The organism is Photorhabdus sp. RM323S (assembly GCF_042879375.1).
Lineage (GTDB): Bacteria > Pseudomonadota > Gammaproteobacteria > Enterobacterales > Enterobacteriaceae > Photorhabdus > Photorhabdus tasmaniensis.
The window spans coordinates 1-15,702 of record NZ_JBHFKZ010000073.1 but is presented as its reverse complement, the minus strand read 5'-3'; the positions used below and the strand labels follow the sequence as shown (position 1 = coordinate 15,702).

The window sequence follows — 15,702 nt, the reverse complement described above, 5'->3', positions numbered from 1 at the left end:
CCGGGGCCAACAAGGTAGTACGGTCGATAACCACTAATGTCCCCCCGTTAAGCAACGGGGCCCAAACCTCAAACGTGCTGGCATCAAATGCCGGATTCGCGGTAAAAGCCACCCGGTCTTCCGGATTGACTTCCGCATAGCTATTATTGATAACCAGCCGGACAACCGCACGGTGGGACACGATAACCCCTTTCGGTACGCCAGTTGAACCGGAGGTGTACATAACATAAACGGCATCCGAACTAAGGCGGGTTAAGTTGAGATTCAACCCCTCTTCTTCCCTGCCTGAGTCTGTTTCTCCCATCATTCGGAATAGCGGCACAGCCAGATTGACCGGAATACCCATTTGATTATCGGTAAGCAGCAACTGAGCAGCACAATCATGTATCATCCAGTGCTTCCGCTCATCCGGTACACTCGGATCAATGGGCACATAAACCGCGCCGGCTTTAAGAACAGCCAGTTGGGCTACCACCAGCGCCACCGAACGCTCCAGCAACAGCGCAACATGCCCACCGGGAAGAACCCCCTGCTCAATGAGCTGACGGGCCAGCCGGTTAGCACGAGTATTGAGTTCAGCATAGCTGAGAGACTGCTCTTCATAGACTAGGGCGGTAGCAGCCGGGGTTTTCGCCGCCTGTTGTTCAAACAACTGATGGATGCACAAGGCTTCAGGATACGGCGTTTCCGTTGCATTCCAAGTTTCCAGTAGCAATGTTCGTTCAGCCTCAGGAAGCAAATTAAGCCGCCCAATGGGCATTTCTTCATCTATCCTTTCTGATGACTGTAACCTCTGTAAATGTTCACTCATCCGCAGGATCACTACCGCATCCAGACGATTTTCATCATAGATCCAACGGAAACCGCCCTGCGTATTTATCTGAAATGTTAGCAACTCGCCAGACCTTTCTTGATCACATAACCGATTATCCTGCACCACAGAGACGGCTACTGGCCATGGATGACGTGTTCTTAATGCTAGGATAGTGCACAGTGCAGGAAAACACGAAAAAAGGTCACGACTATATGTGCCATACCGTGCCAGCAAGGCTAGTTCATTATCAACGGAGTCAGCAACCTCACACCACGGTTTATCAAATGCGACTTCAATGGTCATGGGCACCACCGATGCCATATTTGATAAGTCATCGTTTGATCCCACATACCAACCAACCTGGAACTCTGTCTGCTGAGTCAGACGCGCCAGGTAGATAACGAATGCCTGTAATAACGTTATCCATGACACTTCTTTAATATCTTTACTGTTTTGGGGGAACACTGACTGCCAAGGACTCATTACCCAGCGGGGTTCTGCTGTCTTATGAGAGATGTCGAAAGGTAAATGGGCGGGTTGCAGGGTGGTAAGACGCTTACACCAAAAGGGTTCATAAGGTGCGAGTGTTTGAAGCGTATTCTTGATATTCCGCGCCTGTTGTGGCGAAAGCAGAGGCAACTGTTCACCGGGTTCCAATTCTGATATTTCTGCAAGCGCTCTGGCAGACAACAACTGACCTTCCAGAGTGGAAAATCCCCCGATCCGGACATCCTCACTGCCCGTCGTCACCTGCCAGCTCTCCTCCTCCACACGGATCAACATTCCCGGTTTTCCCCCAGAACAGATGTCCAGCCGCTGAAGCCAGGAAATTCGTACCGTATCCTGTTTTAGTAGAAGTTTTGGGCAGCCCAATGGATTGGCATAATTCTCTCCAAAGTCTAATGCGTGCACTAACGCCAACAATATCTCGCCCGGCTGTTCCCAGCATAGGTACCCACCCGCATCCGGGCGACGCGATAACACATAAAAACTCCGTTTCGAAAGGTCTTGTGGATAAGTTATCAGTGTGCCGTGACTCAGATCTTTTAATAGTTCATTAAATCCTTTTTGAGCCGCCTGATAACATTTCAGATTCAATAAGAAAGCCGTATCTTGTTCTTCAATCGATACCGGCCATTGCACCGCGATGTTTCCGGCATTCACATCGCCTTCAATACAGTGCCAAGAAATGGCATACGATGTTTCCCTCGCTAACAGCGCCCAGGACGTTGCATGACTGCCCGCATAGCGAGGCAAAGGACTATCATGATAATTAAAAGCCCCGCCACGAATTTGTTCAATGAACGACACCGGCAGGATGATGGGATTGACGATTGAAAAAAGCCAATCGACAGGCTGTAACGTGATTTGTTCTTGTAATGCATCAACCGAGTTCACACAAACAATCCCTTGTTGGGCAGCCCACGTTTGTAGAACAGTATCAGTAGGCAGCACTGCTTGTATGGTATGCCCAGCCGCCTGAATTTGTTCGGCGCAGAACACCGCAAGGGGCGTTCCCCCCACCACAACGCATATTCGTGATGGAATCGATGCATCATACGTATTATGAGTTATATTTTTATATGACATCTGAGAGAGAGCTTCGTCTTTAAGAACATTTCCCTCTGTAGCAATGTTACCTTTCATATATTACCTCAACGAATTTGTTAGATATTTGAAGACTATTAATCCCGGGAGTCACCCCAAACGTTTTTTCTTGCTTTTTGTCTATTTGACTGGAGAAGAATGCAACGAACACATCAAGCATTAATTAAGATACTTAGGCGGCACTTTCTATCAGTCTTTAAATGCAATAGCCTGATCAATGGTTATAAAACCAACAAACACGTAACAATAATTTTCCTGACAACGGAGTAAATGATTTTTCTGGTGAATCGGAATAAGACATTCCATTTCTGTTCCTATTTTCTAAATAAGCACCTTCAATTTTCATTGACTGAATTTATTATACCGAATAGGTAAAAATATAATTCCATGTAGATTCACATAATAATTACACTCGGTATTATTTTATAAAAATTAATACAGAAAATATTACTTACAATGAGATATATTACAGTTAGTTCGTTCTTTGATGTGATTTTTCATACATTCAAAAATATTTACCAACATATAGTTCAAACTAAGAAAAAATTCAATGAATATGCCCCTTCTAACATATTCATTTAGATTGTTTGCTACCGCGCTCTCACTCTTATTGTCTATTCCATAGGGTTATTTTATTTTTCATGGCGGATTCGACTAATAAGCATTATTTTTAATAAAAAACGAACCTATACAGTACTCAGGCAAAAGAGATAGCTTTTGAACGCATTTTAGTGTGGTTCGAAGGACTAGCAAAGCAAATCGCTCTCACATATTGCATGTACGCGCCGACAAAAAATATTTCCAACAATAACTCTACAATTAAACATATAATTTTGACACTAAGACGGTCAATAAAATAAAATAAAATAAAATAAAATAAAACTGGCGGATTCGACTAATAAAACCCGATTGAGATCACATAACAGACAATAACAATAAACAAATCTGACCAAATAATTCATATGGTAATTATAACCTTCCTTATTTCGTTTTAATACGAAAAAATCCAGTATAAAATCACATACTGGATTATCATATCAAGGTTAAATTATTCAATACTGCTTACTATATTAAAATATTACACCACCTCCTCATCTCAACTGATTACCAACGCCATATTCAAAGCCTGAAATAAAGCGGTTTTATTCTCATCATCCGCCAACAAACTAAAATGGTCACCCGGTATTACAATCAGATCAAGCAAAACATCAAGCATTATCTGTTCCCAACGTTTTTCGATAACATCAGCACACAGATTTACGGGATATAACACCGATTCTTGTGCAGCTTCAATAAAATGCACAAGATTCAACTCACCGATTTGCCAGTACAACGCCACAATCTCCTCTGTGTACTCCTCTCCTTACGGGCAGACCAGCTCAGTTAAGGAAGCACAGCGATCAGTTCAGCACGATATTGTTTCAGAAAACTCACTATTCGCTTGTCTGTTGCGTGGTACTGCATAAACCTAATGAGCCAGTCATGCTCTACATTGTCGAAGAATTTACTGATATCCACTATCTCACACCTGAGATATGAGATAGATAACAACCGGGCGGAGAACGCTATCGGTAACGTGACCATAAGCCAAAAAAATGAGCTGTTTTCAAGCTGAACAGCAAATGACAATGTAAGCCCACTGGACAACGATTACGGCCCAAAAATTTGTCTATACACTACGTTCTACCCAGGGTAAGATTTCACATTTTTAATAAGGTTATTTTGGTTAAATAAAAATCAGAATATGACTTTTTATAGGCATTTCTCTCATTAAAACGTTAAGATCTCTCTCTTCCATAAAAAAGCGATCCTAATAATGAGTATTTTTAATTTTATCAGCAAGATAGAAGACCCTCGCTCTGACATCAATAAAAAACATGAATTAATGGATGTGATTTTTTTAGCCTTCTCCGCTGTATTATGCGGCGCTTCTGGCTGGAAATCGATTCAGGAATTTGGTGAGTTACAGAGCGAGTGGCTTAAACAATACACGCATTTTACTCACGGTATTCCCCGGCGTCACTGTATTGCTAATATTATCAAAATGATAGAGCAAGATGCACTGGTTGAAGCCTTTTATGCCTGGATCAACCAGCGTCGGGTCAGGGCAGGAAAAAGTCTTATCGCCATTGATGGAAAAACCCTGAGAGGAACCTGTAAGGGGACATTATTTGAAGCCCTGCATGGGGTCAGTGCTTATGATGTTGAATCCGGTGTAGCCCTATACCATCAGGCAGCCGAAAGCAAAGGTCAGGAAGGTCCGGTTGCCAGACAATGGATTGAATTACTGGCGCTTGATGGCGCGATTGTCACGATGGATGCCTTGCATTGCCAGAAAGAAACCCTTGCGTTAATGACTCAGCGCGGCGGTGATTTTATTGTGGGTCTCAAAGGCAATCAAAAGACCCTCTATGAATGGGTCAAATCGTATTTTGCTTCGCATTATGAGAGTGATGAGCTTGTTGAATTTACGCAGAAAAATAGCGGTCATGGACGGACAGAATTTCGGCATGTCATGCAAATTCGTGCCGTATTGCCGGAGGTCCTTCAGCGGCAATGGCCTTCAATACAAAGTGTTATTGAAGTCGTCAGTGAACGAAGCGTAAAAGGCCAGCCTCCCCATCGTGATTCACGCTGGTATGTCAGCTCGCTACCGTTGGAGGCGGAAATCGTGGCTAAGGCAATAAGAAGGCACTGGTCGGTAGAAAACGAGCTGCATTGGGTATTAGATGTCACTTTTCGAGAAGATGCTATCTCACTCAAAGATCCTGATGGGGCTGCACAAATGGCGCTTTTTAACCGAATTGCATTAAATGTGATTAAGCAGAATACCAGTATAAAAGACAGTCAGGCGGCTAAACGTCGAAGAGCCATTTGGTCAGGGGAATTCCGTAGTCAACTTATCTTTGATTAAATTAAATACAAAGTGGAATCCCGCCCTGACGTTCTACCCTATTGCCTTCTTGAGTGAGTTGTTGTCCTGGCAGGAAGTTCCTTCAGCTAAATATTACATCAGTTCCTTTTGTTCAGCTATAATCCTACCCCAGTAGCAATGCCAGTATTTTAATAGTGCAGTAGAGGTAATGCTCCCAAGAATTTAATATCGATTTAAATCTTTAGATAAATGCAGGCTTACATAGTGTCAAACATTGGTCGTTACCGTTGATGGTTGATGGTTGATGAAAATATTAATTTTTAAAGAAATCTAATTAACCTGAGTTCTGGATAAGAAATTGACGAAGTGCCTGTTCCAAGAGCAAAGTTTTAGTACTGGCTAAAAAACGCTCCTACGGAGGAACAGGCAATGAACAAGCTAGTTGAAATTTTCTGCGATGTCGATGACTTTTGTCGTTTTTTCATTCCCCAATGGGAGCAGTTTTGCCTCAATAAGGGGGATCGTCTACGTCGCCGACAAGGTCACCTGTATCCCAGTGAAATCATGACCATCCTGATCCTCTTCCACATGTCTCATTACATTGATTTTAAAAACTTTTATCTGGAACATATTTGGCGATATCACCATAACGATTTTCCCACTCTGCTCAGTTATACCCGTTTTATCAGTGTCGCCCCTTCCGTTTTAGTCCCCCTGTGCAGTTATCTGACACAATTAAAAGGGAAACCCACGGGAATTGCATTTATTGATTCCACGAGTTTGCGTGTGTGCCATAACATCCGTATTCCCCGAAATAAGGTTTAAGGGTGCAGCCCAACGCGGGAAAACCTCAATGGGGGGGTTCTATGGTTTCAAATTACACCTGATTGTTAACCATCACGGTGACATTCTGGCACTTAAAGTGACGCCGGGTAATGTCGATGATCGGGAACCGGTTCGTGAATTATCAAAAGAGTTAACGGACTCTCTTTATGGTGACAAAGGTTATCTCAGCCAGGAATTGGCGGATGATTTAGCCCAAACCGGCGTCACTTTCATCACGAAAAAGCGCCGAAACATGAAAGCGAGTATGCAAGCTGAGTGGGATAAAATAATGTTATCAAAGCGTTTTATCATCGAAACAATTAATGGACAATTAAAAACAATTTCTCAAATAGAACATTCTCGCCACCGAAGTATAAAAGGATTTATGTTGACCGTTTTAGGTGGCCTGATTGCTTATTGCCTTAAATTGAAGAAACCATCACTGAAAGTTTTCTACTCAGAAGAAGATTTTTCAGTGACGGCTTAAACAGAATTCGGGTTAATTACTTAACAGTTCATACCTTTAAACCGGAAAACCATCCAAAAATTTTCTGGTTTCATTTGAAAAAACTATTTTATTTCGTTTTTCAAAGCTCTACGGTGACATTCACCATTCGCTTTTTCATGCAAAGTAAACAACATCGGTAATAGAGAACTCAACGCCTCTAGGCTATGCCCGAGCTGACACAAACTCTCTGGCGTAAATTCATGGATGTTATTACTGGCAAACGACAACATTGAGTCACCAAGAAAAGTTACACCATGACACATGCCCATAGTATTTTCTTTGGATGATTCAATTAACTGACACAGTACAGTATCGCTAATACATGAAAAATCCAGTGATGCAATTGCATCCGACATGGCAGACCATAAGATATCCAGATCAGGTATATTACTGTCATCGAGAATGTCTGGGATGCTACTGTGCATAATATTGCTTCTCAATTGATTTAGAAAAAATTAAAACCAAAGAAAAGTCTGTAAGCAAGGTATGTGCTTCGGTTTCTACATTAGATTGCGCGTTAAATGTATAACGCTTTGAGTATGAGGATATGTTACTATTCATATTAGCCATAGCATTAGTTCCGATAATGTTGTGGTCAGACGCTCTGATTGTGTTGCTTCACTTTCAGAGCGTTGCTTTTATGGCTCCTATAGCAGCCACCATATTTTTTCTCTTCGAGATCAATATCCCTTCCTTCTTTTCTGATAACGGGAAGGCCAGATTTCATCAGGCTTCTGTCCCAATGCATTCGCAATGATTGTCTCACCTTTGTGCCAAGGACGCTGTAACGCATTGGATAATGTTGACGATGCCAGTCCAGCTTCCCGAGAAACGGCAGCCAATGACGTTCCTTTCTTCCTTAATGCAGCAATAATATCGGCCGGGTGCCAATCTTTTTTCTCCACAAGAATTCTCCAAGCAGGTATAACTATTTAATAACATTGTAAAACAAAAAGTAACTTCGCTGCTTTAAGCTCTGCTAATGGTATGTTTTACTTCAATCTATATTTCAATTACTCTAAAAAGATATCAGTGCAGATAATCCTTGGAGGATCATTCACTGCTGTAGATTATCGTTCTATAAATAGAAAATTTCAACCATTATTTTCTATTTATAGATATCATTGATCTTTAAATAGAAATTCATTCGTAAAAAGGAAAATATGAACAATAAGACTAACGAAGCTTCTTTCCTTGAAGAAGGAAAAGAAACCTTTAAAAACAGGTTAAAACAGCTTCTTAAAGGAAGGAGTCTTCGAGCTGTTTCAACAGAATGGCAAATACCTTATTCGACGTTAAATAACTATTTCGATAAAAAGACACTACCATCTCTATATGTAGCTCAGAAAATCGCTAGAATAGAAGGTGTTTCTTTGGAATGGCTAGCTTCTGGGACTCCGAATGAAAAACCTACTGATGATTCCCAAAGAGACGACACAGGCTATGGATATGATGAACTAAAAACAGCATGGTCCCTCATTTTAGATTCTCTTGATGTCAAAGAAGCAAAAACATTAATTAATTTAATGCATCGAAAAGGTATTGAAGGGATATTAACCATGATCCATGAAAAGCAAGATATCGAAGAACTTATTGATAAGCTTAAAATTAGATCAAATTTGAAACAAGCAATCAAAGTAGCTCTTGATGGGAATGAATCAACAGATAAAGAAATTTTGCGTTACATTACTACCCTGATAAGTCAAGAAAAAAATTAAACACCGTCAATTAGTGATCATAATAGTGTAGAGCTAAGCACAAGGTATAGAATGACGATACCTTTCAATTCTCGCTTAATCAGGCTAAATAGCCAATTAAGAATGCAGTACACTTAAGAAGCAGCACGGAGAAATGAGTGTGCGAGTATTAAAACAATTGGATAGAACACCCAAAGAATAATTACCAACCTGGCAAGCTAACGAAAAAAGCAGCACTCAACGATAACAGGACACTTTGTTAACGTACCTGTACGTTCAGCCAGATCAAAAGCAGCCTTAGCTCGACGCATGCCTTCAATTTTGCGCTCTTTTACGGACATTTGCTTAAGTTCAGAAATTCGGCGTTTTGATTGCATAACCTTCCCCTATCATCACTCAGTACTACAAGCTATAAGAACCAAAAATCTGTGTTTTTTTGATGTTCACGATGCTGAGAAACCACATGACTTAAAGCTTTCCTATGAATGTACCTCCTGTCAAGGCAAAAGATGTACTATTATAGTACTAACAAATGCCAATATATAGGATTTCCGTATACTAATTTTTTCCTTTTAATTAAGAAGAACGAGAAAACCCCTGTTGATTTCTCAACAAGGGTTTATCCCAAATATTTTTCGGCATCAGCAGCATGATTTCCATCATCTGTGACCCTAGCACGTTACTGGCGGCAATAGCCACAACCAGCGGAGAGAATGCTACAGCAACAAACAGATAGCGTCAAGCATCCTGCGGCAAAAACAGCAGCCCGGTTATAAATCACAAAGAATGGAAAAGAGGAAAATGAAAAGTATAGGTGAAATATCACAATCATTATTATATTATTTTAAATCATGTGAGAAAAGGATATGAATTACAATGACAGTCCAAAGTGTTCTAATGTCAATATCAGAAAGACGTATATCAACTTACAAAAGAGGTTTTAACACAGAAAATGAAGCTGAATGTTTAGGACTCTATATATGGAATAAAAGGCTCTGCGCCACTTTCTTTCCTGTATTACAACTTTTAGAAGTTTCGCTAAGAAACAGTTTATACTATGGTCACTTAGCATATCAACGGCAAAAACTTATAGATAGTGGGCTTCCCCCTGCCGCTGCTGAAATGGCAATAGACAGAAACTGGATTCAACATTTCTATTTAAATACAGAAGATAACAAATTTATAAAAAGCCGTGAGGCAGTGGAAAATGCCCTTTCTTCTATCCAAGAAGAAAAAAGAAAAGTAACTCCGGATGAATTGATTGCAAAGCTTACATTTGGTGTATGGAGTAACATTTGCTCCAATCATCATAAATCTGATAAACAGGGGTCCCTTAAAATATGGCCGGAAATGATAGATTTTGCATTCCCAGGTGAAAAAGTGACTTTCAAGCATATAACCAACGACATAAAAAAACTTAATTCTCTTCGTAATAGAATCGCTCATCATGAGCCTATATGGCATAATAGGAAAAGTTTTTCAGTTGAAGGTCACATTAATACAGTACTCAATAGTTTTAAGATGTGCTTGAACTTAATTAAGTATATTAATCCCTCTAATCTAAAAACAATTGTTATTATGGAAAGTATAGAGCAAATAACCCAACTGTGTAAAAAGGAAACTATTGAGAGATTCAAACAGGCAGCCAAAGATTTTGATCAAGTACATCCAGTAGATATAGAAGCTTGGTATAATAAAAACATTGCAGAGACAAGATTGGATGGTGTAATTGTAAAGGTTGAAGGTAAGGTGGTTTCAATAAAAGCATTTAAACATCCAAGTAATCTATTTGTTCTCGATGCTCATGGAAATCATGAAAAGAATTTACCTCACGAAATAGGTATCAACGTGAATTTCGAGCCAGACAATACAAGTGGCACATGGGTTGCAAAAAATGTTAGAAGAAAATAACAACGGCCTTTTAAAGCTAAGTAAAAAAGCAGCAATGTAATAACAAACTTTATATTTTACATCTAACTGAAGTAGCTAGGCTGGCCATTTTTTTGCCACATACAGAAGAAACGCTTGCCGCCGCTTGGCTATATGTACAGTAGAGGACACAAGCATAGTACGTCAAAATCTCAAACGAGAATTCAGTGATATAGTAGCTACATATATAGAAATGCTGACGACTCTAGTAATAACAATGGTGATAACAGAATTATCCAGAAGAATAATGATTTATTACATTCATCTAAATCAGTACCAAAATCAAAACTATAAAATTAACTGACCTCATTGACAATCCTGATTCGACTGTAAATCATTATCCTAGATTCGTACTAGTATATTCAGCTGAGAAGTCTCTAGATTATTTAAAGATAAGGACTTTATTTTAAATAACAATAACAAAAAACCTTATCAAAATTATTAACAAACTTTCTTTTTATGATTCCAAGTTTATAGAACGCTACAACAAGCTGAGTGAAAAATGTAATAAAGGTTATTCTATTAAATTAAATATCTCCTGTTTCCTACAAAATTCCAGACAAAAATACTGACAGGTGTCCCTGATAGTTTCGCAAAGAAATACTCTTTTCGATACATCAACCCGCCAGAAAGTTAAAAATATGACTACTCACCTTATTCGTTAAAAAAGCGTTATACACAGTTACACCGCTGATGTTGGTTCGCCTCCCCAGCTCACCAACCGCTTCCATTCACCCGACCCTTTGATGGGGTCAGGTGAATGAGCTTTATCAGCCGTGCAAATGTGCATAACACACAACTCGTTTTACGATTCATACCATAGACGCCGCTTAAATTTTTGGCTAACCTAACCAAGAAATAATTATGTTATTTATGAATACCATCTCAACAAGAGGTTACTCAATGACTGACAATCATGACACACAACGTACAATGCGTGCTCAGATTCGGGGAGCAAAAGTTGCTGGAATTTATCTCAACTTATGCCAACGTTTACGTACCTGGGATGCACATTGTGTTACTAAAGCCCACAAACATAATCTCCCTACATGGGTAGGGCATTTGCCCATTTACTTACTTGCTGCCAGTCTGGCGACCACTTTGCTGATGGGTACATTAATGGTAGTTGGGGTTATTATGCTAATATTTGGAATAATCCTAGGTTTTTCACTGAATAAAGGTGTAATTGATAAAAAACTTACAGATGAACAAGGTTACGGAAATCAATATCGTGATGGTCCCTATGGGTGGGGCTGGTATGATGCAACCGGTTATATTGATGTCGACAATAAAGATGAATAGTTCATAAAGGAAGGGATTCCCCTCCTTAATATAATTATGTTACCTACTTATTCTATCTCCTAATTTCCCACCCAATTTCTGAATATCAGCAGAACCATTTTTCGTTGCATTTGTTACTGCTTCACCCATTTTAATTCCCGCCCACGACAACGCTCCCATCCACAATGCCGGCAACACAATAAACATCGTCCCCATCACAAAACTCATAATGATATCGTCTGTGCTATTCTGAAAACCGGCCATATTCCAGCGGCTGTGCGTATCTGAACCATACAATGCCTCCAGAAGCCAACTGTCTAGCCAGCGTGCCAACTCCCACCAGAATGTCAAAAAGTTCAGCGCAAACACGACAAAGGTCAGCGTAATAACCGTCTTATATTCGTAAACCGCAAATACTATAATCAGCGGTAATATGATAGTCACCGCCATCAGTATAACAGCCTGCACCATCGATAATGCCTGGCGCATGGCATCAAACGCCGGAAATGCCGCCAGACTTCCCAACGACACCCCGCCCAATGAGGCTATCCGGCCCACCGAATTCATCAGGGTAAAATCTGCGTTACCGCCGTAGCCTGCATAGACATGTCCCCCTTGAGATGCGGTCAAACTTTCCGGGCTCACCAGACGCCGTATCACCGCTTCTTTGTATTCTGACGTCTCTTTGCCCATCAGTTTCAATGCTGCCGATAGCCGAAACCACATGCCTGGCTCAACCTGAGCCATCACCCGTTTTTCCAATCCTACCTGACTGTCTGACCACCATTCCTTACAGGTCGGATATCCGCCTTGTCCCGTATTAGCCAAACCGTCATCCCGGTGCGGTTTCCAGGGAAAATCCGACCGGGGCGTTTTTGACTGAAGCACATCATAATAACCCGCACTATTCAGAAACGTTTTTGACCCTAACCATTCAATATCCCGTAATACCGCTTCAGCCAAAGTTCTTCCCTCGTCCCGACGTTTCCACTGATACAATGCCAGCGCATAACAGTCATAGGTGAAATCCTGTAATATCTGCGCCAGTGCCGGATTATTAATCCGCGTATGCTGGACCTCAAAACGCAGTTGCCTCAGGTCGGGACGGCAGGGAAGAGAAGCTGTTGCAGCCTGAGTCACCCCTTTGGAAATCTGATGAACCAGTATCCACCAAACCGGAGCCGCCGCTGTTTTACCATCAAGCGACGATATCACGGACGCATAACCCGTTTCAGCCGGTTTCGGTGTCCAAGTGCCACAACTTTTTGCCCGCGAGTCATCATACGTAATGGTACTCAGACTCACATTGACCAACGGCACACAGCAAACAATCATCACCAAGAAAGCGCCATACAAGGTGTTTTCAATCCGGGTCACTGAGAGCAGGCCCTTATTCCCTTCATCCTCCCCTTCTTCCCGGACTTCCAGCCAGATACCTATCATTTTGAATGTCAGCGGCAGCACAAATAACCCGGTGGCCAACAGCATATTCCACAAGCCGTTATTCACTATCCAGCCCAGCAGGGTCAGAAAATATTCCAGATAGCTGTAAGTTGTCATGACGGCTCTCCGGAGACGAAGAACAGGGCATACTCACAACATCCCACCAATCCCAGCGAAATGAGTGCAATCCGTTTCAGAGCAACTTGTTGTGTTAACGGCAATGGAAGTCGCCAACACTTCCACATAAAACAGGCAATAACACTGTACATGGCCAATCGCCAGGCCAGCCAGCCGTAACGGGTCGTGTCCATCCAATGTTGTAATTCATTGAACTGAGACGGATACGCCAGGCCAATTGTGGCAACAAGTAACATGCCCCCCATCATCAATATGACAATTAACCCCCGCCTGAAATTCCGTTTCAGTCCCACTATCAACCTTTGTGTAGTGCCAGTCGGTACCCGGATTTCACTTTGCTCAGACATCATTATTGCCCTTCACGCCCTTTCGGCGGCACGGACAAGGTGTGAATACGGCTGTCGGTATTATCGGTGGATTGCCGTTGCAGATTCATTTCAACCCGATTCTGTTCACGCTCAAGCGTGGTCAGTGCGGTATTTTGTGCAATCGCCCGGCGCAACTCCATTTCATTCTTCAGGGCAGTGATTTCTCTGTCCAGTGTCGCAATGCGACGATCACTCTCTGCCATAGCCTGCGCCTGCGCAGCGGCATTCGGTTCTGCCTGCCCGGTCATCAACATTCGCCGCATAGTCAGGGCAGTCTCAATGGTGTCTGCCATCGCTAACTCACTGGCCAACCGACTCACCAGCGCACCACTGTCCGGATCACGTTTCAGTGCCTGGATAACCCCACGAGTCACCGCCAAGCTACCCGTTTTGAGTTTTGCCAGATTGACTACCGTAGGCGCATTTTCCCCGCTGACCAGTTTCATCAATTGCTCAATGTTGGTTCTGGTCGCCTCTTCCAGCATCGGCGCAAACCCCGTCCCAGCGACACTCGCACCTGGCTGGTCTTCGGTACCGCCACGGGTACACTGACGACTGTCAGTACAGGTACGAACCGAACGATCACCTAACACCCTGACGACCGCAGCGGCGGCTTCTTCACTGTTCTTGAATTTCTGGCAAGCAGCGCCATTACATTGGGTGCGGTTGACATTGGCATGGCTATTCGCTGGCAGGTTGTTCATCATATTGAAGCCAGCTTTTGCCAGATCCCGGACAGGCTGAATGGCTTTCTGCCCTTTCCCTCCCCGTTTTTCACCCCCAATCCAATTTGAACCTTGTGTACCGTCCGCAACCTCCATTTTTTGTGTCGTGCCAACCGCATCACCATTGCTGGTATTCACCAGCGTCTTATATTCCTCCATCAACGCCGCTTTAGTCCATTTACTGCTGTCCGAGAAATCCATCATACGCTGTGACATGTTCTGGCAGCTGAGTTGTGATTTGTCGAACGCAATACCTGCCTGTAACACCCCGTTGGTCAGCATTTCATACAATCCCGGATTAGCCCGCTGGATAACCATTGCCGGCAAACTGGCGACGGCTCCCGTCGCCCCCTGCACCACTTCCCCCATCAGGTTTTTAAACCCCGAAGTCAGGCCATTAAGCTGATTCCCTACCGTCGTTTTCAAATCAAAGTTACCGCACATCAGGTCACTGCTCCAACCGAGGTTTAATCCGCCCAGATGTTGCAGATGGCTGCGGGTCGCCGGCTGCGATATCACTGATCCGCCCCCCAGGTTGTAAAACAGTTTGTCCGATACCGCCCCATTCAGGCTTTTCCCGTAACCTATCGGGCTGTCCGCAATGGCAAAACCTGCCGCCTGGACAACAGGAGTACGCATAAACGCCAGTGCTATCAATACAGGCAAAAATAATCGTTGTCTCATCCCATGATCCCAGTCTCAAAAATCAGTACTGTAAAGAAAAGTCTGCCCGCGTCGCTGACAACAACTGTACGGTTGCCACAATGCAAAGGCATAATTCCCGTCCCTCGCGGTTTCCCCGCTGTTATCCGGAAAAACAGCACAAGATGTGCTCATCTTAGGCGCTAAACGTTGCCATTGATGATTTTGGCTACCCGTATTTTCGACAACTTCGCCTGGCGGCCAGTAACCCTGTTTGCGGTTTCCTTGCAGGGGCTGATAAACATGCCCCTGCCCGGTACGGGTGATAATGTCTGCTACCCGTTGCGCTACCACCGCAGCCGCTTTATTATCATCCTGTTGTGTCACAAACCCGCTTCGCGGATAAATATTGCCCCACATAGTGCCCCGAAACGAATAACCCAGTTCACGTTTACCAGGAACAAGCGCCTCGGGATAAAATGATTCCGGCACACCAGTCCGCCAGACTAAGCTATCCAGAGTACTCAAAAAGTAAGGCATAAAAGGCGTGGCGGCACTTTTACACGCATACCCCGAAATTTTCCCGCCCATCATGGCAGTGGCCGGATGCCCAATCGCATCGACATATTTAAAATGCAGATTGTTTTTTCGGTTGCCTGGGATTTTTAGCTGATGATTACCACCCCCCATGACTATCCCGGAAAGTGCACCGGTGACCGTATTTTCCACCCCACCGGCTGCCTGGCTGACCGGCGACATTTCTGTCCAGGGATTACCATCAGGCGTGTTATAGACAGAGACCACGGCCTGAGGAATAAAATGCTCAACTTTTATCGAGGTACGCACTTT

Annotated in this window: 15 protein-coding genes and 1 pseudogene; 6 read left to right on the top strand and 10 right to left on the bottom strand. The window is 42.9% G+C overall.

The window, feature by feature from the left end:
• From ACGF7G_RS20530 to ACGF7G_RS20520, 3 genes are all read right to left on the bottom strand, one after another.
• A partial coding sequence (locus ACGF7G_RS20530; RefSeq protein ID WP_387467998.1) for an AMP-binding protein occupies positions 1–2,461 on the bottom strand: 2,461 nt, incomplete at its 3' end.
• Positions 2,462–3,518: 1,057 nt separating this feature from the next.
• A complete protein-coding gene (locus ACGF7G_RS20525; RefSeq protein WP_387467996.1) occupies positions 3,519–3,755 on the bottom strand; it encodes a hypothetical protein in 237 nt (78 codons plus the stop codon).
• A 50-nt stretch (positions 3,756–3,805) separates the two neighbouring features.
• On the bottom strand, positions 3,806–3,940 hold the full coding sequence (locus ACGF7G_RS20520) for a hypothetical protein (RefSeq protein WP_387468000.1): 135 nt from the start codon (positions 3,938–3,940) through the stop codon (positions 3,806–3,808).
• Between ACGF7G_RS20520 and ACGF7G_RS20515 the strand changes: the two genes are divergently transcribed.
• From ACGF7G_RS20515 to ACGF7G_RS20505, 3 genes and pseudogenes are all read left to right on the top strand, one after another.
• Positions 3,894–4,037: a transposase gene (locus ACGF7G_RS20515; protein ID WP_387467994.1), complete on the top strand. Its 144-nt coding sequence runs from the start codon at positions 3,894–3,896 to the stop codon at positions 4,035–4,037. The two genes, ACGF7G_RS20520 and ACGF7G_RS20515, sit on opposite strands and share 47 nt — an antisense overlap.
• A gap of 201 nt (positions 4,038–4,238) precedes the next feature.
• Positions 4,239–5,336, top strand: coding sequence for an ISAs1 family transposase (locus ACGF7G_RS20510; RefSeq protein WP_387467992.1), 1,098 nt, complete (start codon positions 4,239–4,241; stop codon positions 5,334–5,336).
• Between the two features lie 390 nt (positions 5,337–5,726).
• Positions 5,727–6,609, top strand: a pseudogene (locus ACGF7G_RS20505) (IS982 family transposase).
• Between the two features lie 83 nt (positions 6,610–6,692).
• On the opposite strand, the gene ACGF7G_RS20500 reads toward ACGF7G_RS20505, so the two are convergent.
• On the bottom strand, positions 6,693–7,055 hold the full coding sequence (locus tag ACGF7G_RS20500; protein ID WP_387467990.1) for a hypothetical protein: 363 nt from the start codon (positions 7,053–7,055) through the stop codon (positions 6,693–6,695).
• A 255-nt stretch (positions 7,056–7,310) separates the two neighbouring features.
• Entirely contained in the window at positions 7,311–7,535 is a 225-nt protein-coding gene (locus tag ACGF7G_RS20495) for a helix-turn-helix transcriptional regulator (RefSeq protein WP_021324429.1), read from the bottom strand.
• Positions 7,536–7,793: 258 nt separating this feature from the next.
• On the opposite strand from ACGF7G_RS20495, the gene ACGF7G_RS20490 reads away from it, so the two are divergent.
• The gene (locus tag ACGF7G_RS20490; RefSeq protein ID WP_110086622.1) at positions 7,794–8,348 is read left to right on the top strand and encodes a helix-turn-helix transcriptional regulator; all 555 of its coding nucleotides are present in this window, start codon (positions 7,794–7,796) and stop codon (positions 8,346–8,348) included.
• A gap of 197 nt (positions 8,349–8,545) precedes the next feature.
• Here the strand turns inward: ACGF7G_RS20490 and ACGF7G_RS20485 are convergent, their stop codons facing one another.
• Positions 8,546–8,704 carry a hypothetical protein gene (locus ACGF7G_RS20485; protein ID WP_387467987.1) on the bottom strand — a complete coding sequence of 53 codons (159 nt, stop codon included), beginning with the start codon at positions 8,702–8,704 and terminating at the stop codon, positions 8,546–8,548.
• Positions 8,705–9,224: 520 nt separating this feature from the next.
• On the opposite strand from ACGF7G_RS20485, the gene ACGF7G_RS20480 reads away from it, so the two are divergent.
• Together ACGF7G_RS20480 and ACGF7G_RS20475 are read left to right on the top strand one after the other, a co-directional pair.
• On the top strand, positions 9,225–10,238 hold the full coding sequence (locus ACGF7G_RS20480; protein WP_181148728.1) for an Abi family protein: 1,014 nt from the start codon (positions 9,225–9,227) through the stop codon (positions 10,236–10,238).
• Positions 10,239–11,159: 921 nt separating this feature from the next.
• The gene (locus ACGF7G_RS20475; protein WP_387467986.1) at positions 11,160–11,558 is read left to right on the top strand and encodes a hypothetical protein; all 399 of its coding nucleotides are present in this window, start codon (positions 11,160–11,162) and stop codon (positions 11,556–11,558) included.
• Between the two features lie 39 nt (positions 11,559–11,597).
• Here the strand turns inward: ACGF7G_RS20475 and ACGF7G_RS20470 are convergent, their stop codons facing one another.
• From ACGF7G_RS20470 to ACGF7G_RS20455, 4 genes are all read right to left on the bottom strand, one after another.
• Positions 11,598–13,097: a conjugal transfer protein TraG N-terminal domain-containing protein gene (locus tag ACGF7G_RS20470; RefSeq protein WP_387467984.1), complete on the bottom strand. Its 1,500-nt coding sequence runs from the start codon at positions 13,095–13,097 to the stop codon at positions 11,598–11,600.
• Entirely contained in the window at positions 13,094–13,465 is a 372-nt protein-coding gene (locus ACGF7G_RS20465; protein ID WP_387467982.1) for a hypothetical protein, read from the bottom strand. The genes ACGF7G_RS20470 and ACGF7G_RS20465 overlap by 4 nt, the downstream gene beginning before the upstream one ends.
• Positions 13,466–13,467: 2 nt before the next feature.
• Entirely contained in the window at positions 13,468–14,895 is a 1,428-nt protein-coding gene (locus tag ACGF7G_RS20460) for an integrating conjugative element protein (RefSeq protein WP_387467980.1), read from the bottom strand.
• Between the two features lie 15 nt (positions 14,896–14,910).
• The coding region (locus ACGF7G_RS20455) for a TIGR03756 family integrating conjugative element protein (RefSeq protein WP_387467978.1) at positions 14,911–15,702 on the bottom strand (792 nt) is incomplete at its 5' end.